At 43.6% G+C, this 17,424-nt stretch carries 17 protein-coding genes and 4 pseudogenes; 12 read left to right on the forward strand and 9 right to left on the reverse strand.

Annotation, left to right across the window (positions count from 1 at the left end; translation table 11 throughout):
• From tnpA to VZ94_RS07435, 6 genes are all read right to left on the reverse strand, one after another.
• A partial coding sequence (gene tnpA / locus VZ94_RS33125; RefSeq protein WP_439097711.1) for an IS66 family insertion sequence element accessory protein TnpA occupies positions 1 to 89 on the reverse strand: 89 nt, incomplete at its 3' end.
• 292 nt (positions 90 to 381) lie between these two features.
• Positions 382 to 1,266, reverse strand: coding sequence for a hypothetical protein (locus VZ94_RS07415; protein ID WP_131655495.1), 885 nt, complete (start codon positions 1,264 to 1,266; stop codon positions 382 to 384).
• A complete protein-coding gene (locus tag VZ94_RS07420) occupies positions 1,256 to 2,332 on the reverse strand; it encodes a tyrosine-type recombinase/integrase (RefSeq protein WP_045778751.1) in 1,077 nt (358 codons plus the stop codon). Before VZ94_RS07420 ends, VZ94_RS07415 begins: the two co-directional genes overlap by 11 nt.
• Positions 2,333 to 3,446: 1,114 nt before the next feature.
• Entirely contained in the window at positions 3,447 to 4,277 is an 831-nt protein-coding gene (locus VZ94_RS07425; RefSeq protein ID WP_045778752.1) for a sterol desaturase family protein, read from the reverse strand.
• Positions 4,278 to 4,344: 67 nt separating this feature from the next.
• Positions 4,345 to 4,782, reverse strand: coding sequence for a PAS sensor domain-containing protein (locus VZ94_RS07430; RefSeq protein ID WP_045778753.1), 438 nt, complete (start codon positions 4,780 to 4,782; stop codon positions 4,345 to 4,347).
• A 94-nt stretch (positions 4,783 to 4,876) separates the two neighbouring features.
• On the reverse strand, positions 4,877 to 5,206 hold the full coding sequence (locus tag VZ94_RS07435; RefSeq protein WP_239649724.1) for an SRPBCC family protein: 330 nt from the start codon (positions 5,204 to 5,206) through the stop codon (positions 4,877 to 4,879).
• On the opposite strand from VZ94_RS07435, the gene VZ94_RS28345 reads away from it, so the two are divergent.
• A complete protein-coding gene (locus tag VZ94_RS28345; RefSeq protein WP_239649725.1) occupies positions 5,206 to 5,370 on the forward strand; it encodes a hypothetical protein in 165 nt (54 codons plus the stop codon). The genes VZ94_RS07435 and VZ94_RS28345 overlap by 1 nt on opposite strands.
• Here VZ94_RS28345 and VZ94_RS07440 read toward each other — a convergent pair.
• Together VZ94_RS07440 and VZ94_RS25495 are read right to left on the reverse strand one after the other, a co-directional pair.
• A pseudogene (locus tag VZ94_RS07440) lies at positions 5,367 to 7,009 on the reverse strand (putative bifunctional diguanylate cyclase/phosphodiesterase). The gene VZ94_RS28345 and the pseudogene VZ94_RS07440 overlap by 4 nt on opposite strands.
• The gene (locus tag VZ94_RS25495) at positions 7,010 to 7,309 is read right to left on the reverse strand and encodes a hypothetical protein (protein WP_131655496.1); all 300 of its coding nucleotides are present in this window, start codon (positions 7,307 to 7,309) and stop codon (positions 7,010 to 7,012) included.
• A 59-nt stretch (positions 7,310 to 7,368) separates the two neighbouring features.
• Here VZ94_RS25495 and VZ94_RS07445 point away from each other — a divergent pair, with 59 nt between their 5' ends.
• The 11 genes and pseudogenes from VZ94_RS07445 to VZ94_RS07490 all read left to right on the forward strand — a co-directional run bounded on the left by VZ94_RS07445 (position 7,369) and on the right by VZ94_RS07490 (position 15,358).
• Positions 7,369 to 8,196, forward strand: coding sequence for an ABC transporter ATP-binding protein (locus VZ94_RS07445; protein ID WP_045778754.1), 828 nt, complete (start codon positions 7,369 to 7,371; stop codon positions 8,194 to 8,196).
• Positions 8,197 to 8,208: 12 nt separating this feature from the next.
• Positions 8,209 to 8,992 (forward strand): annotated as a pseudogene (gene mlaE / locus VZ94_RS07450) (lipid asymmetry maintenance ABC transporter permease subunit MlaE).
• On the forward strand, positions 8,992 to 9,459 hold the full coding sequence (gene mlaD, locus VZ94_RS07455; RefSeq protein ID WP_045778755.1) for an outer membrane lipid asymmetry maintenance protein MlaD: 468 nt from the start codon (positions 8,992 to 8,994) through the stop codon (positions 9,457 to 9,459). The pseudogene mlaE and the gene mlaD overlap by 1 nt, the downstream one beginning before the upstream one ends.
• Positions 9,456 to 9,758 (forward strand): STAS domain-containing protein, encoded by a 303-nt coding sequence (locus tag VZ94_RS07460; RefSeq protein ID WP_045778756.1) that lies wholly within the window; start codon positions 9,456 to 9,458, stop codon positions 9,756 to 9,758. The genes mlaD and VZ94_RS07460 overlap by 4 nt, the downstream gene beginning before the upstream one ends.
• An 83-nt stretch (positions 9,759 to 9,841) precedes the next feature.
• A complete protein-coding gene (gene murA / locus VZ94_RS07465; protein ID WP_045778757.1) occupies positions 9,842 to 11,107 on the forward strand; it encodes a UDP-N-acetylglucosamine 1-carboxyvinyltransferase in 1,266 nt (421 codons plus the stop codon).
• A gap of 7 nt (positions 11,108 to 11,114) precedes the next feature.
• The gene (gene hisG / locus VZ94_RS07470; protein WP_045778758.1) at positions 11,115 to 11,738 is read left to right on the forward strand and encodes an ATP phosphoribosyltransferase; all 624 of its coding nucleotides are present in this window, start codon (positions 11,115 to 11,117) and stop codon (positions 11,736 to 11,738) included.
• Between the two features lie 5 nt (positions 11,739 to 11,743).
• Positions 11,744 to 13,067: pseudogene (gene hisD / locus VZ94_RS07475) on the forward strand (histidinol dehydrogenase).
• 128 nt (positions 13,068 to 13,195) lie between these two features.
• Positions 13,196 to 14,144, forward strand: a pseudogene (gene hisC, locus VZ94_RS07480) (histidinol-phosphate transaminase).
• A 61-nt stretch (positions 14,145 to 14,205) separates the two neighbouring features.
• Positions 14,206 to 14,379 (forward strand): hypothetical protein, encoded by a 174-nt coding sequence (locus VZ94_RS26895; protein WP_204369077.1) that lies wholly within the window; start codon positions 14,206 to 14,208, stop codon positions 14,377 to 14,379.
• Positions 14,380 to 14,422: 43 nt separating this feature from the next.
• Entirely contained in the window at positions 14,423 to 14,803 is a 381-nt protein-coding gene (locus VZ94_RS26900; RefSeq protein ID WP_204369078.1) for a ComF family protein, read from the forward strand.
• A 168-nt stretch (positions 14,804 to 14,971) separates the two neighbouring features.
• Positions 14,972 to 15,358, forward strand: a complete 387-nt coding sequence (locus tag VZ94_RS07490) for a hypothetical protein (RefSeq protein WP_204369079.1) — start codon at positions 14,972 to 14,974, stop codon at positions 15,356 to 15,358.
• Positions 15,359 to 15,425: 67 nt separating this feature from the next.
• Here the strand turns inward: VZ94_RS07490 and VZ94_RS07495 are convergent, their stop codons facing one another.
• Positions 15,426 to 17,159, reverse strand: a complete 1,734-nt coding sequence (locus VZ94_RS07495; RefSeq protein ID WP_045778759.1) for a putative bifunctional diguanylate cyclase/phosphodiesterase — start codon at positions 17,157 to 17,159, stop codon at positions 15,426 to 15,428.
• Positions 17,160 to 17,424: the final 265 nt, after the last annotated feature.

Genomic DNA, 17,424 nt, shown 5'->3' on the forward strand with positions numbered 1-17,424 from the left:
AGCCGATGCTGTCGGCAATACGCCGCTTGCGTCATTCCGCTGCTTTGCCAAGTGTTCAGGTGATGTATCCAATGCGCGGTTAAGGTCATGCATTATCCTCTTCAAAAATTTTGAGAATAACGGTTCTGAATTTATTAGAACAGGTGGTTTGGTTGAGCGCTTACCTTGTGGCGGCCAGGTATGGTAATTGTTCCATTCTGGAACCGGAATTAAACGGCTTGCAGGTTGATTGGATTGTATATTTGTTGTTGCCATAAATTACCCATTAAATTCAGTTTAAGTGAATCTCCGCTAGCTGTTGTGGCTTGCGGGTTAGGGTATTTAAGCATTGAATTTTTCCCTGCTTTCCCCATAAGGGAAAGCGGGAAAATTAGCGGGAATTTATTTTTTTCTGCGAATAGCCGTCATATCATTTTGAAAGGTTTTGCGCGCCAACAGCTCGATTGCACCATCTTGATATTTAAAATGAAACTCTTCATTTCCGTATACCTGAGTAATAGGGCCGTCCTCGTTTTTAGATTTCTTCAATTCCAGCCATATCTTATTGTTTCTTTTTGGACTGTCTAATTGCTCCCATATCTGAAAAAAGAATGCTTGCCGCTCTTTTGGCCGTCCGTTTTCTTCCTCTTGGCATTTTTCTGACTTTTTGCGAGGTTTCGATTTGTTAACCGCGCCAGCATCCCCCAAGGTTTTGGTTTGCGGTTCAATATTTATCCAGCTTATCAATAAGCAATCGTTAGGTAGTGGGAAATCCTTTTTAGAAATTAACCACTGTTTGAAATCTTTGGCGCTAATCATGCATCGCCTGCCAGTGGCGTATTCATAACGATAAACTTCAAACGCGCTTGAATTCCAGTTATTGGCATTAAAACGCTTTAGCTTCGATAGTGGGTCTTGATATTTATAGGCAGGCTTAGGCTCCGAGTCTCCTTCCCATTCACTTTCCAAGTACCAGCATGATTTCTCATTTTCGTATTCAGGAGAATCATGCAAAGGGCTGCTTTCATAATCAATAGTTACCTCTAGCATCGGCTTTTGTTCCGGATGTTCGCATAACCAGCCCCAATCTAAAGGCCTTGGCATTTTATACTCCAGTTCTCCTGCTAAACATGCCTCGGCAATTTGAAAAGAGTAATGTTCGATTAGCTCTTTTTCGGTTGAATAGCGTAATGTGGCAATATCGCTAATGCACAACATGCCAGGTAGTTTATTTAGCTTTGCTTGCTGCTCTAGTGTTAACTTAGGCGGTAACATACTAATAGCCATCACACCCCCCAAATATCTTGGCATTCATGGAAGCTACCACGTTACTGACATGCCCGTCTGAAAGATGTGCGTAACGCTTAACCATGTTTAGGGTTTTATGCCCTAACACTTCAGCTATTTCAGCCAAGCTAGCGCCGTTCATAGCTAAATAAGACGCTGTGCAGTGTCTTAGGTCGTGCCAGTGAAAATCGTTGATTTCTGCTAGTTTTAGCGCGTTCCGCCAAGGTTTGGTTAAATCGATTGGCTTTGCCGGGTCTGATTTACTGGGAAATAATAGCGAGGTGTCTAACCGCCTAACTTTAGCGTGTTCACGCAACAACATCAGCGCATGACCAGTTAAGGGGACTCTTCGGCGTTCGCCGTTTTTGGTTTCATGCAGGATTAAAAAACCGTCTTTAAGGTTCACGTCCTGCCATTGCAAGCCCATAAGCTCACCTTGGCGCATACCTGTAGACAAAGCCAGAATGACACAAAGATAAAGCCAACGATTTGATGATTCTTTGCAGGCAATTAACAGCTTTGACCGTTCACCATCATCTAACCATCGAACCCTGCCTTTTGGCTCCTTTGGTTTTTTAACTTTACGCATCGGCGAATCTTCCAGCCATTGCCATTCATTCACAGCAATGGTGAAAGCATGACTTAACGCCGCCATATATCGAACCACTGTGGCGGGGCTTCTTATGTTGCCATGTGGTGTTGTTTCGCTTAATAACTTATCCCTGCACTCAACAATTAAGGCGGGTGTTATATCGGATAACAGATAACTTCCAAGTTCAGATTTCCAGCGTTCTAATTGTGGCTGCTGCGCTTGTGTTTGCTTCGGCTTGGTGGGTAATACGTCTTTAATGTATCGGTCTACCAAATCGCCTAGCGTATGCCGTTTGGCTTCAGTGGTTTTAAAGTGCCTTCCTTCTCTGATTGCGGACTCAGTATCTTGAATCCATTTTTTAGCATCAGTCTTGCGTTTGAAAGTTGCTGTTTGTGCCGGATAGCCTTTTAAGCGAATCTCTGCCGTATAACGAGCAGTACCATCTTTAGCGGTACGTTCTTTAATGGTTGCCATAATTGCCCCTATAGGATAGCAATCGGCTTTGATATGATATGTAAGCCATTGCTTAACCCGTAATTAAGTTTTGGTAAGGGCTTGCTGGTGCTGGTAACACCTTCAAGCCCGCTTTATTTCTAGGGTTCTATTATAATTCTTTGTCGCATTTTTTGTCGCAGTAGACTACAAAAACAGGCAAAAAAACAGCAACAAATGACAGTAGCATAAAACGTTAACTTATTGATTTAATTGTTACACGTTATTGTGGTTTATGGTGGTTTTTTGACATTGCTTGACTCTTAATCCATAGGTCCAGGGTTCGAGTCCCTGACGCCCCACCAGTCTTTGAAGTCGCTACGGGAAAAGCGGTTTTTCCAACGATTCAAGAAACCCGTACCGAGGCCGATTTTCTCACCCACATTCAGTAAACGGTTAACAGTGAGCCACAGAGTTCTTGGATTTGTGTGGCTGACCAATTAAATACGCATAATCCATCGCTGGTGAGATGGGCGGCATAAGCAAAGCTGCTCAATTCATCGATTTTGGCAAGAAGGTCATTGCCGTCAAGATTAGAAGGCCAACACCATTATCAGGATGCGTCAGCCCTAATGCTTCTATATAGCGATTTAATTGGTCTTTAGACGTATTTTCGGGAAACAGGCAAACTTTTCATTCGATGCAATCTCAAACCCCGGAAACACCACAATATCATTGTCGTTCATCAACATGCGGATAGCATTGATACCATCAACATTCAACATTACCATGGTCCGCCAAGCCAATGACTTTTATGTTATTTTCTTGGGCAACACGCAGTAGTTCCTCCGTTAATCTATGAGCTTCGCGACTATAAGCGATATATCCGGCGGGGGTTACTTGTAACGCACATTTTCAGAATCTGGCTTTAGTCAGTTGTTCAGGCATAGTTTACGATTCCAATCAAATTGACAGCTGTCGCGTTGCGGCTTGTTGATTTATCAAAAATTTAAGCTCTGGTATTACGCACTATACCAAGAAGGAAAACAACTTAAGCCTGAAGTTTTTTGCTATATCTGGAACGCTATGCTGAAATAAAGTGAGTGTGACGGGTAAGTTCATTTAACCAAGCTAGCGCTTGAGTGAAACAATGCTGTTATTTCCGCCCCTTAGGAATGAAATGCAGCCAGCGTCTGACGTGGCGTTCAGTGATGAACGCTAAAAAGAATAATTGTAAAAAGTTGTCGGCGACGATGATGTCTAAGCCAATTTTTTTGGGGATGAGTTCTTTACGGGTGCCGAACAGTAAATCCCAAATCGATAACACGATGCCGTAATTACTATCATGCTCGCTACGTTTTGATGAATGATGCACTCGGTGTAAGCGTGGTGTGATGATGAGTTTTGAGATAGTCGATTCATAAGGTATATCGATATTGGCATGGTGAAAAAATACGAAAAATAACTCGATGATTTCAATCGCCAATACCACATATGCTTGGACACCAATCAGAATGACAAATAAGCACTTATAAACGATTTCTAGCAACAAATCGAACACATGAAATCTGAAGCCCGTCGATACATTAATGCTTTTGTCGCTGTGGTGGATTTTATGAAAGCGCCATAAGAATTCAAACTTATGGCTTGCGTAATGCCAGCCATAAATTGCTAAATCAAATAAAATAAAACATATCAGCCATTTTAACGGCGCATTGTCCATGTGGCTGAGTAGGCCATAATTGGCAAATTGCTGCGCGACTAAAAACAATGAAGAGGCTTTTAATGCCGTTAAAATGATGTTGTTGAATAAAAAAGCGGTTGTGTTGGTGACAAAAGATTCTTTTGATATTTTTTGGGTATAACGCTGATACGGTTTAATCCGCTCCATAACGACAAGCAATAGAAAAGCCACCATGGCTAACGCAAATAATAGTTCGTTGGCGAGTACGCCATCACTGGCAGAAGGAAGTTCGTTGGACGTCATGGTTAACTCCTAACAATATGCTTGTGTTTATCGGCGCGAGTACTAATTATCTAGTTTAATAATCGCATCAAGTTGTGTGGTGAGTTCTTCGATTTCTTTTTTTGGCATTGACTTGATAAGTAATGTCGTATTGCACACCTAAGTAGTAAATAACCCGGCCTTTGTGATCGAATAAAGGCGTGATTTTTAAATGGTTATAAAATAACTCACCATCTTTGCGGTAATTGCGTAAGGTGACTTCAACCGGCTGATGGTTGTTCATGGCCTCGATTATTTTTAGTTTTTCCGGCTGATTGGTATCTGGGCCTTGGAGAAAACGACAGTTTTTACCGATGATGTCTTGTTGACTATAGCCGGTTAAGCGCTCAAACGCTTTATTAGCGTAGACGATAGGCGCGTCTTCTAAGTCAGGATCCGCTAAAGTGACACCATTAACGCATTCGTCGAGTATGGCGGATAAAATTTGGGGAATAAGTCCGTTATCTTTGTTGACGACAAACGACATGGTTGGCTCCTATTGTAAGTATTTGATAGGTAATAGAGAAAAACATTAAGTCAATAACTGCTTAATGTTGTTAACGGTATTTTCAGCGCCCTCTTCAATGGCGCAGCGAATCAATTTTTTCAAATGGGCGCATGAATAATTCAAGTTCTAGTAGTGCGAACATAAAAGTTAGCACGGTAGCTTGCTTATCGCTGTCGTTGGTCAAGATGAAGCTGTCTTTATAAGGCGCGTTAACGCCTTGAAACGCTAATTTGACTACCGGGTCGTATTCAATCACTTCAAATACCGATTCGGTGCTTTGGCCTTGGTCTTGACGTAGCTGTCTAGCTTTTGCGCCAACGAATACGGACTTACCGGTTAACGGCTCGAATTCGGCCACTTCGGGTGACCATTTTGGGTAGTTTTCAAAAAAAATTGACGCCAATGAAATCAAAAACTTCGTTGGCAGGTTTGGTTATTTCTACGCTGGCTTGTCCCGTAATGGGCTTAGAGGTGTCGAACGGAAAAGAAATCATGGGGTTCTCCTGGCGCAATAATCCGATTGCCAACAGAGTCTACCCCGATTTGTTGCCTTGGCAAGTGTTTTAGTGTTGGTTAGACAATGTTTGAAAAGATTTGTACCAAGCTTCAAAGTCTTTAATAGACATAGGCTTATTAAAGTAATAGCCTTGCACCAGGTCGCAACCGAGTTGTTTCAGTTTAGCTAAGACATCGGCGTTTTCTACACCTTCAGCGGTTACGTTAAGCCTAAATTATGCGCTAGATGAATCATGGTTTTGACAATCACTTCGTCGTGTTCGCTGTGCAAAATATCGGTGATAAACGACTTGTCGATTTTTAGTTCGGCTAATGGCATTTTTTTCAAATAAGCCAGCGAAGAATAACCCGTGCCAAAATCATCTATTGAAAATGCATAACCCATGTTGTGCAGCCGATTGATAATGCCTAGTGTGCGTTCGGGGTCACGCATGGCTGAGCTTTCAGTAATTTCTAAAATAATTTGTTCGGGTTGAGTGCCGTTGGCGGCTGCAATACCCGTAATTAAGTCGGGTAACTCGGGGTCTAGTAAATCTTTAGTCGATAAATTAACTGATATTTTTAAATTTAGCCCTTGTTGACGCCAGCGACTGGCTTGCTTAAACGCTTGTTTTAGCACCCAAGGAGTAAGTAATTTGATTAAGCGAGTGCGCTCGGCCATGGGAATAAACTCATCGGGTGAAATGATTTGATGAACCGGATGATGCCAGCGGATGAGTGCTTCGACGCCGATGACGGAATGGCTAGCGATGTCGATTTTAGCTTGATAAAACAATTCGAGTTGCTGGGTATCAATGGCCTGTCGAAGTTCTGACATCAGCGTTAAGCGTTTTAAGCTATGTTTATCTAGCGCGGGCTGGTAGGTGGCATAACCTTTATTAGAGCTTTGTGCTAAACCTAAGGCTACGCCCGCTTTTTGCACCAACGTATCGACATCTTCACCGTGTTCAGGGCAATGCACGATACCAATGTTGTTATGGACGCTGAAATTAACTTTATCAACTAAAAAAGGATGATCTAACGCCGTTTGAATAGCGCCAGCAAGGTGCTCTGCTTCAGCAGTCTCTTGTAGGTTAGTGAGTAAAATAGCAAAGATACTGCCGTCGATTCTGGCTACGCTATCTTGTTCCGGGCTGACGCCTTCTAAGCGCTTGGCGACTTGTTTTAGAATTAAATCGCTACTATTTCTGCCTAAAGTGTCGTAAATCTCTTTAAAATTCGCTAACTCGATTAATACGACGGCGAGAAACTGTTTTCTATTGGTGGCTGACATAATCGCACGTTGCACACGGTCATAGAATAGCGAGCGATTCGGTAAGTCGGTTAGCGCGTCATGAGTTGAGGCATAATTGGCTTGTTTTTCTAATTCGTCCGTCTTGTCGCGTAACTCTTGGGTTTGGTCTTGAATCATCGCACCCGCTTGATAAGCTATAAGAGTGCTTGAATATTGCCCCCAAAAACCAAACACAAAAGGTATGCCATCGAGTACCCATAACCCTACATTGTTTTGCTGGGCGGCTAAAATCCCAGATAACGATAATCCGCCTTCACTGTATAAGCAGGCGCCTAATGTGCCAAGAATAATAGCGGCTATGGCAATGAGTACGCCTTGAAATGCGGTTTTGCTGACTTCGCTTTTAAGAATTTTAATATTATCGCTAAATAATTGGCTGCTAATGGCGACTCTCATTCATGAACCCGGCATCATTGGTGTATTGATTGGGCTACCAACATAAGGCGGGACAGGGTATTTAGGATGACAGAAAACTGCTCCTCGGCAATAGCTCCTACTACATGCCATCCCTGGCGTTATCGGCAACTGCTCCTGCGTTGCCCTACTACACGCCATCCCTGGCGTTATGCGCTCTGAATACCCTGTCCCGGCTAAAGTATGTAGCCATATTGGATTGGATTGTAATGGCGATAATGGCGCCTTAGCAATCGCCATTTTGCCTGTTTGCGCATTATGATAAATACGCCCGGTATTCATTGACTTATCCAGTAGGAGTCGAGGACAATACGCAGTTTAAACTGGCTTTTTTGGCACACATGGAACAAACCGCTCCTGGCGATAACGCTTTAATTTCAGTTCGGCAATTATCTTTTTCACGCGGCAATAAGAAAATTTTTAATAATGTCTCGTTGGATATTGAGCGCGGTAAAATTACAGCGATTATGGGCCCTAGCGGCACTGGCAAAACAACGTTATTAAAGCTGATTGCTGGGCAGTTATATCCTGATAGCGGCGTGATTACCGTTGACGGCTTGAATGTGCATCAATTGCGCCGAGCTGAGTTATATAATTTGCGTAAACGCATGGGTATGTTATTTCAAAGCGGTGCGTTGTTAACCGATATGAGCGTTTACGATAATGTTGCATTTCCGTTACGCGAGCATACGCATTTGCCTGAGTCTATGATTCGTACTTTAGTTCTGATGAAGTTAGAGGCGGTCGGCTTACGCGGGGCTAGGCATTTAATGCCTAATGAGTTATCGGGCGGCATGGCAAGACGCATCGCGTTGGCGCGGGCTATTGCGTTAGACCCTATGATGATTTTGTACGATGAGCCGTTTACCGGACAAGACCCTATTTCTATGGGGGTGTTAGTACATTTAATTAAAGCATTAAACAGCACGTTGGGGTTAACCAGTATTATCGTGTCCCATGACGTGCATGAAACCTCGTTGATTGCCGATACTATTTATGTCATTTCCGAAGGTCGTATTGTCGATCACGGTACACCTGAAGCGATGCGGCAATCTTCTTCACCTTGGATACAGCAATTTATGACCGGTGCCGCCGATGGCCCGGTACCTTTTCATTATCCGGCAAAAGATTATCTCGATGATTTATTGCCGACGGGTAAACGTTATTAATCTTAGGCAGACATGCTCGATTTTCTTCAATTGTTGGGTGCGACGACCCGGGCCAGCTTTACTAAGCTGGGTCGAGCCACGTTTTTTTCTATTATTAACCTTATCGGGTTTGTTCAGTGTGGTATTACGACCACGATTATTACTGAATCAATTGTATTCGGTAGGTGTATTGTCGTTTTTAATTATTTTCATTTCCGGCTTATTTGTCGGCATGGTGTTGGGCTTGCAAGGCTATTACATTTTGTCTGATTTTGGTGCGGAAGAAACGCTAGGCTTAATGGTCGCTGCGTCATTGGTAAGGGAATTAGGCCCTGTAGTATCGGCTTTATTATTCGCAGGTAGAGCGGGTTCAGCATTAACCGCAGAAATTGGCCTAATGAAAGCCACTGAGCAATTGTCGGGCATGGAGATGATGGCCGTTGACCCTATAAAACGCATTATCGCCCCTAGACTGTTAGCAGGCTTACTGTCTATGCCACTGTTAGCCGGTGTGTTTAGCACGATAGGCATTATAGGGGGCTTACTGGTCGGTTCGGGTATGTTAGGCGTTGACGATGGTGCGTATTGGGCGCAAATGCAGGCTAAATTGGATTTCTACGACGATATTGTCAATGGTTTTATTAAAAGTGTGGTATTTGGCTTTGTGGCCTCATGGATAGCGCTGTTTGAAGGTTATGACGCTATTCCCACGTCAGAAGGCGTTAGTCGCGCGACGACGCGTACTGTGGTGAATTCGGCATTTAGTATTTTAGGATTGGATTTTATCCTCACGGCTTTGATGTTTGGAGATTCTTAATGCAGCATAGTAATACACAAGATACCTTGGTTGGACTGTTTGTCGCTGCCGGTATCGCTGGACTTTTTTTCTTAAGTCTTAAAGCCAGTAATTTAAGCTCGATTACGCAAAAAGACAGTTTTATGGTCAGTGCGCGTTTTGAGAACTCGGATGGTTTAAAAGTTAAATCTGCCGTTTCTGCGGCTGGGGTTAAAGTGGGTCAAGTAGCGAGTATTGAGCTAGATCCAACGACGTATCAATCGGTAGTGACGATGGCGATTGATGCTAAATATAACAACTTACCGGATGATACGACGGCGAGTATTTTTACGGCTGGCTTATTAGGCGAAAAGTATGTCAATTTAGAACCCGGTGGTTCCGATACTTATTTGGCGAATAACAGTGCGATTGATATTACCCAACCGGCGATTATTTTAGAAAAAGTCATAGGCCAATTTTTGTTTAAAGCAGCGGAAGAGAAAAAATGAAACCGCTGACCATCAATAAAATCGCTAATGGTGATTTTGCGGTTGTTGGCGATTTGACCTTTGCCAGTTTGGATAAAAACGCTGTTAAAAATATGGCATTTTTAACGTCTACCAAGGAAGTTAGCATCGACTTGGGCCAGGTTGTTAATACCGATAGTGCGGGATTAGCGCTGATGATTGAGTGGATAAAATATGCTCGCAGCCACCGCACCCAATTACGCTTTCATAATATTCCTAAACAATTACGCAGCTTAGCTAAGCTTAGCAGGCTTGATACCTGTACTTATTTTGAGGAGTAAAAAGGTACGCACTGCGTGCCTTTTAGACGTACAAAAGCGTCTTTTAACCTTAATACTTTTTTCGTTTTACACATTGATATTCCATGGATAAATTAATCATAACCGGCGGTACGCAACTGTCGGGCGAATTGCGCATTTCAGGCGCGAAAAACGCCGCCCTGCCTATTTTAGCGGCGACATTATTATCAGAAGCCCCGGTTCGTGTGGGCAATATCCCACATTTGCACGATATTACGACGACGATGGAATTATTAGGGCGTATGGGAGTGCATTTGCTGGTCGATGAGCGTATGAATATCGAAGTCGATAGCTCAACGATTAATAGCTTTGAAGCACCGTATGAACTCGTCAAAACCATGCGTGCGTCTATTCTCGTCTTAGGGCCATTGCTGGCGCGTTTTGGTGAAGCCCATGTCTCATTGCCCGGTGGTTGTGCTATTGGAACCAGACCGGTGGATATACATCTGAATGGCTTAATGAAAATGGGCGCTGACATTAATGTTGAAGGCGGTTATATCAATGCTAAAGCCACACGGTTAAAGGGGTGCCGTTTAGTGTTACCACAAGTGACGGTTACCGGTACCGAAAACTTATTAATGGCTGCCACCTTAGCCGAAGGCATAACAACGATTGAGAATGCAGCGAAAGAACCCGAAGTCACCGATTTAGCGCATTTTCTCAATGCAATGGGGGCGAAAATTTCTGGTATTGGTACCGATGTGTTAGTGATTGAAGGCGTGGATAAGCTAGGCTTAACTAGCATTCATTACGACATTTTGCCTGACCGTATTGAAACCGGTACTTATTTAGTGGCTGCGGCGATAACGGGTGGGAAAGTGAAATTAAAAAACACTCGTCCTGAGACCTTAGATGCTGTGACCGACAAGCTTATCGAAGCGGGTGCCGAGATTACGACAGGCCCGGACTGGATACAACTCGATATGCACGGTAACAAACCTAAGGCTATTTCGCTACGCACTGCACCTTACCCCGCTTTTCCTACCGATATGCAAGCCCAGTTTATTGCACTCAACACGATTGCTGAAGGCGTAGGGATAATTACCGAAACGATTTTTGAAAATCGTTTTATGCATGTGCAAGAGTTACATCGCATGGGCGCAGATATTAAGTTGGAATCCAATACCGCGATATGCACTGGGGTAAAAAGACTGACCAGTGCGCCTGTCATGGCAACGGATTTACGCGCATCAGCGAGTTTAGTGATTGCTGCGTTGGTAGCGGAGGGCAGTACCATGGTCGATAGAATTTATCATATAGACCGTGGTTACGATCATATTGAAGAAAAACTCACCCAATTAGGCGCGACGATACGTCGTGTTGCGAGATAGGTTTGCTATGTTAACTATCGCTGTTTCTAAAGGCCGGATTTTTGAAGAAGCTGTGCCGTTTTTGGCTGAAGCGGGTATTACGCCATTAGAAGACCCGGCCACTAGCCGCAAATTGATTTTGCCGACTAGCCGTGCTGATGTACAACTGGTGATTATTCGCGCGACCGATGTGCCTACGTTTGTCGAATATGGCGCAGCAGATTTAGGTATTGCGGGCAAAGACGTGTTACTTGAACATGGCTCGGATAATTTATACGAACCGTTAGATTTGAATATCGCGCGTTGCCGCCTTATGACTGCCGTGCATAAAGACGCACCCGCATTAACGGGGCGGATTCGTGTTGCGACTAAATATGTTAAAACAGCACAGCGCTATTTTGCCGATTTAGGCGTACAAGCTGAGATAATAAAACTGTACGGTTCTATGGAATTAGCGCCGTTAGTCGGTTTGGCCGATTGTATTGTCGATTTAGTCGATACCGGAAATACCTTGCGCGCTAATAACTTAGAACCGCGTGATTTAATTATGAACATTAGCTCGCGCTTAGTGGTTAATAAAGCGGCGATGAAAATGAAAAACCGCGCGATAGCCGAGTTATTGCGCCAATTTGAACACACCTTAAGTAGGTAAGCACGATGAGCCAGTTGTCTATTTGCAAGCTTAATGCAGCCGAACCAGGCTTTGCCGATTTGTTAGCGCAAAAAATTGGCGTGGGATGATAGTGATGATTTAGCCATTCAACAGCAAGTCTTAGCGATTATTGCTGATGTGCGTAAGCGCGGTGACCACGCTTTGCTTGACTACACTAACCGCTTTGATCGCTGTGATTTTAGCCAACCTGAACAGCTTATTTTGCCAAAACAGCGGCTAAAGCACGCTTATGATGCTTTGCCCGTAGAGCAAGCACAGGCCTTAACGGCAGCGGCTGATAGGATTCGTGCTTATGCTGAAAGACAAAAACTCGCCTCGTGGCAGTATGAAGAGTCGGATGGTACGGTATTAGGCCAGCGCATTACCGCGCTAGACCGCGTAGGCTTATATGTACCCGGCGGCAAAGCCGCCTATCCGTCTTCGGTGTTAATGAACGCGATTCCGGCTAAAGTCGCTGGCGTGGCTGAGCTTATCATGGTGGTGCCTACGCCTAAACAAGAAACCAATGAGCTAGTCTTAGCCGCAGCGTATTTAGCCGATGTTGACCAGGTTTTTACTATCGGTGGCGCGCAAGCAGTGGCGGCATTAGCGTACGGCACGGACACCGTGCCTAAGGTTGCGAAAATCGTGGGGCCTGGCAATATCTATGTCGCAACGGCAAAAAAATTAGTGTTCGGCCATGTCGGCATTGATATGATTGCAGGCCCTTCTGAAATATTAGTGATTTGTGACGGCCAAACCAATCCCGATTGGGTAGCGATGGATTTATTCTCGCAAGCCGAACACGATGAAAATGCACAAGCGATATTAATCAGCGACAATGCCGAGTTTTTGCAGCGTGTAGAACTCAGTATGCATAAATTGCTATTAGAAATGGAACGTGCTGAAATCATCCAAGCGTCGCTAAACCAACGTGGCGCATTTATTCTGGTCGAGAACTTAGACCAAGCCGCCGAAATAGCCAACCAAATTGCGCCAGAGCATTTAGAATTGTCAGTGGCCAATCCTGAGGCGTTATGCGGAAAAATCCGTCATGCGGGCGCGATTTTTTTAGGCCGTTATACCGCTGAAGCGTTAGGCGATTATTGTGCAGGACCTAATCATGTATTACCGACGTCAGGCACGGCGCGTTTTTCATCACCGTTGGGGGTATACGATTTTCAAAAGCGCACCAGTATTATCAACTGCTCAGCGCAAGGCGCAGATAGCTTAGGGCAAATTGCGTCAGTTTTAGCGCGTGGTGAGAGTTTAACGGCTCACGCCCGTTCAGCCGAATATCGAATTAAACCGACCGGGTCAAGCTCATGAGGGAAGACTTAATCGGGCAATTATTTCGTCCTGAGATTCAAGCCATGTCGGCGTATCATGTCGCCGATGCGGGTTCTATGATTAAACTTGATGCGATGGAAAATCCTTATACATGGCCAGAAGAACTTATGACAGAATGGCTAACCGAGTTAAAGCAATGCCCGGTTAACCGCTACCCTGATCCTACCGCGCGCGCGTTAACAGAGGTGTTGCGCCAACATGATGACATCCCTAGCGCTTTCAGTATTATGCTAGGCAACGGTTCAGATGAAATTATACAAATCTTATTAACAGCCTTACCTAATGGCGCGACGGTCATGTCGGTCACGCCTAGCTTTGTTATGTATAAACAAATTAGTGCGGCGTTAGGATTAAGTTATGTCAGCGTTTCGTTATCTGCTGAAAAATTTTGCGCTAGACCTGCCTGCAATGCTAAAGGTGATTGAGCAACAACAGCCTAGCATACTCTTTTTAGCGTATCCCAATAACCCTACCGGTAATTTATTCGACAGCTCGGCACTTGATGCGATTATTAGCGCCAGCCAAGGGTTAGTTGTTATTGACGAAGCCTATGCGCCTTTTGCTGATGCTAGCTTCTTAGCTCGTTTAGAGGGTTACGATAACGTTGTCATTATGCGCACGTTATCAAAACTAGGCTTAGCCGGCTTGCGTTTAGGTTATTTAATCGCAGCACCTAAGCTTATCGGGTACTGGGATAGAATTCGTTTGCCATACAACATCAATAGCTTAACGCAGGTCAGCGCACGTATTGCATTAAGCCACAAAGCGATTTTTCAAGCCCAAACCCAGCAAATCTGCGCACAACGTACCTGGCTTTATCAACAATTAAGCGCATTATCCGGTATAACCCCGTATCCAAGCGCCGCTAATTTTATTTTATTCAAAACTCAGCCCGGTCAAGCCGATAGCATTTTCAACGCGTTGAAAGCGCAAGGAGTGTTAATCAAAAATTTAAATCCCCAACAAGGTTTGTTAACAGATTGTTTGCGTGTAACGGTGGGAACAGAAGTGGAAAACCAGGTGTTTTTGCGGGCGCTGGTTAGTTGTCTGGATTAGTCAATTAGGGTGACAAGCCTTTTTCTGCTCATGTCAAAATTACGTTATTGCGAAGCGAACCTTGAAAAAAATGATTAGCGTTGTAAATGTTAAGCAAATTGACGGGGTTTGGATTTTAGGGTATTCGCTTGATAAACACACAATAAGCAGCGTCCCAATCGGTCATAATGAATTTGGACACATGCAGTTTGATACCGTAAGATCAGAAGCCGGGGAAGCACTTTTTTCAGCTTAAATATCGTTCAGATTTCTCTCAAGTTACATTAATTGCACAGCAAATGAATAAATCTTTTGGCAAGTTTTTTTCATCTTGTAGCTTAATAATCCCAATGCCTGCCTCAAAAGTCAGAAATCGTCAGCCAGTAACCGAGATTGCCAAAGAGCTTGCGCGATTAATGGGCATTCCATGTTATGAAAATTTATTAGTAAAAACAGGCCCTACGCCTGCCATAAAAGATATTTCAACTAGGCAAGAAAAAGTATCGGCGCTAATGGGAGTATTTACCGTCAATGACCTGCTTCCTTCTGGTTTGTATGATGTACTAATAGTTGATGATGTATTTGATTCTGGTTCGTCTCTCGAGGCGGCTACCAAAATGCTTAAAGGCTATAGTAAAATTCAAAATGTTTACGTTGCTACAGTAACGAGGAAGCGCTAATGCATAAAGTATTCATATCTGGCTCTATAAAAATAAAGAGCTTAGATGACAATGTTCTTAACAGAGTTAATAACATAGTTAAATCAAACTACCAAGTGATTGTGGGTGATGCAGACGGTGTAGATAGTTCGATTCAGAGATACTTAGAGTCAAAACAAACTAAATCAGTTGTTGTTTATTGCTCTGGTGAAAAGCCTCGTAACAATATTGGGCACTGGCTCACTGAGACAATACAGACAAATGTTGCTCCTGGTACTAGGGCTTTTTTTTACAGCTAAAGATATTAAAATGGCAGAAGACTGTGACTATGGCTTGATGGTATGGGATGCGGAAAGTACTGGTACACTCAATAATGCTATAGAACTTTTAAAAAGAAAAAAAATATCTCTTGTGTATATCAATAAAGTTAAAAAATTTTTAAAGATAAAAGAAGCATCAGACCTAGAAAAATTAGTTTCATACATGAGTGACTCCGCTTTCAAAAAAGCCGATAAAAAGTTAAATCTTAGGGGTAAAATCGAATCCTTTAAGAATGAGCAAATCAGTCTTTTCTGAGCAGTTCCTGCGGTGGATTTGCGATGATGCTAATAATTAATGAGCTACTCAAAGTATGCGTTTGTAATTAACTATTAGCCATTAAACGACTAAGGAAAAGCTGTTCAAATTGCTCTGCCGGTATCGGTTTTGCATAATGGTAGCCTTGTAAAATATCGCAGCCTTGAGCAGTACAAAAAATCGCTTGTGCGTTGGTTTCTACGCCTTCAGCGACAACTTTCATGCCTAGCGATTTGGCGAAATTAATCAGTGCGATAAGTAGGCGTTCGCCTTTAGCATCCTCTCCAATCGTCGATACAAACGACCTATCGATTTTTAACACGGTAATTGGAAACACTTTTAAGTGCTCCATTGACGAGTACCCGGTGCCAAAGTCGTCTAAAGACAGTTTTATCCCACATTCAGCTAATTCCGATAAAACCGATGCTGGACTATGAACATCGTCTATCAATGCGCTTTCTGTAATTTCTAATTCCAAACTTGCAGGAGGAATGTTGTACTCGTCTAAGACATTTTTAATTTCTGCTAATAGCTCAGGTTGTTGAACTTGCATGGCCGATAAATTAATGGCAATGGTTATTGGCGTACTTCCTAGCAAACCTGTTTGATGCCATTGATGTATTTGGCGGCATACTTCACGAATCACCCAACTGCCAATGTCAATGATGAGCGTCGTTTCTTCGGCTAGTGCTAAGAAGCTTACCGGTGACAGCAAGCCGCGCGTGGGGTGTTGCCAACGCAGTAAAGCTTCCATGCCAGATAAGCAGCTATTTTCGGCATTAATTTGAGCTTGGTAGTACATTCTAAACTGATTGGCATCCAGTGCCTTAAGTAAATCTTGTCGCATACTGGTTTGCAGCAATAATGCATCTTGCAAGCCTTGCGAAAAAAATTGACATTGGTTACGCCCAGCTTTTTTGGCTTGATACATGGCAATATCGGCGCATTTGAGTAAGTCAGCCGTATTGGTCGCGCAATGATCTAATATCGCAATGCCAATACTGGATGTAATAACCTTTTCTGAATCATCTAAATAAATAGGGCGCTGCAATTCATGCAGAATACGTTCGGCTAAGACAATCGCTTGCTGATGATTGAGCTCGGTGAGCACTACGACAAACTCGTCGCCGCCCATTCGGCATAAAATATCGCTGTCTCGAATCGTGGTACGCAGTCTTAACGTTATTTTAACGAGTAATTCGTCGCCGACAGCATGTCCCATGGTATCGTTAACTTCTTTAAAATTATCAAGATCAATAAGCAACAACGCTAAGCCGCCATGTCCACGACGGCTGCGGGCTATAGCATGTTCCATGGCAATTTCTAAGCCTCGGCGATTAGCCAGTCCCGTTAGCGGGTCAGTGATGGCAAGGTGTTGCAATTGGTCTAGGCTTGCTTTTAATGCACGTTCTATCAGGTAACGTTGACGCGAATGTTTGACGGCTCGACTTAAGCGGCGTCCAGTCACTTCATCTTTTAATAAAAAATCCTGCGCGCCTTCTTCAAAACAATGCTCAGCAAGTGCGTCGTCATCTTGACGACTTAACATGATAATAGCAGCTGCATCGAGTTGGTTAGAACGTAAGCTGCGTAATACCTCTAAACCGTTTTTATCAGGCAGGCGGTAATCTAATAAAATAGCATCAAATTGTTGCTTAGCGATTTGTTCTAAACCTTCAGAGGCCGTTGCGCATTCAATAATCTCGTAGCGATCAGCATGGTGCTGTTTAAGTGCCCTGACCACGATTCGCCGGTCTAATTCGTCATCATCGATTAACAGCAGACGTAGTAAATCCACCATTTCTGTTCTCCTTAGACCGGTAACTCAATAATGCGCCAATAATGGTTTAACATGGATATAGCATCAAGGAGGCTGTCTTCCATACGCTGCTTAACAATAGAGCTTATGCACAATTAGCCAAACGAGCCATTTGCCATCGTCGGGTCTGTTCATTGACTAGACCACAGACTGTATGCATGATGGAAGTGTAAATTGAATGGGAGCAACGAAAGCGGGTGGCAATAATCGCCCAGTTTTTCACCCAGCCAGTGCAATGTTCCACCCT

The organism is Methylocucumis oryzae (genome assembly GCF_000963695.1).
GTDB classification, from domain to species: Bacteria; Pseudomonadota; Gammaproteobacteria; order Methylococcales; family Methylomonadaceae; genus Methylovulum; species Methylovulum oryzae.

Coding starts and splice junctions, on each gene's coding strand:
- VZ94_RS07415 (WP_131655495.1), bottom strand. CDS start 1,266: ATGGCTATTAGTATGTTACCGCCTAAGTTAACACTAGAGCAGCAAGCA.
- VZ94_RS07420 (WP_045778751.1), bottom strand. CDS start 2,332: ATGGCAACCATTAAAGAACGTACCGCTAAAGATGGTACTGCTCGTTAT.
- VZ94_RS07425 (WP_045778752.1), bottom strand. CDS start 4,277: ATGACGTCCAACGAACTTCCTTCTGCCAGTGATGGCGTACTCGCCAAC.
- VZ94_RS07430 (WP_045778753.1), bottom strand. CDS start 4,782: ATGTCGTTTGTCGTCAACAAAGATAACGGACTTATTCCCCAAATTTTA.
- VZ94_RS28345 (WP_239649725.1), top strand. CDS start 5,206: ATGAAATCAAAAACTTCGTTGGCAGGTTTGGTTATTTCTACGCTGGCT.
- VZ94_RS25495 (WP_131655496.1), bottom strand. CDS start 7,309: ATGAATACCGGGCGTATTTATCATAATGCGCAAACAGGCAAAATGGCG.
- VZ94_RS07445 (WP_045778754.1), top strand. CDS start 7,369: ATGGAACAAACCGCTCCTGGCGATAACGCTTTAATTTCAGTTCGGCAA.
- mlaD (WP_045778755.1), top strand. CDS start 8,992: ATGCAGCATAGTAATACACAAGATACCTTGGTTGGACTGTTTGTCGCT.
- VZ94_RS07460 (WP_045778756.1), top strand. CDS start 9,456: ATGAAACCGCTGACCATCAATAAAATCGCTAATGGTGATTTTGCGGTT.
- murA (WP_045778757.1), top strand. CDS start 9,842: ATGGATAAATTAATCATAACCGGCGGTACGCAACTGTCGGGCGAATTG.
- hisG (WP_045778758.1), top strand. CDS start 11,115: ATGTTAACTATCGCTGTTTCTAAAGGCCGGATTTTTGAAGAAGCTGTG.
- VZ94_RS26900 (WP_204369078.1), top strand. CDS start 14,423: ATGAATAAATCTTTTGGCAAGTTTTTTTCATCTTGTAGCTTAATAATC.
- VZ94_RS07495 (WP_045778759.1), bottom strand. CDS start 17,159: ATGGTGGATTTACTACGTCTGCTGTTAATCGATGATGACGAATTAGAC.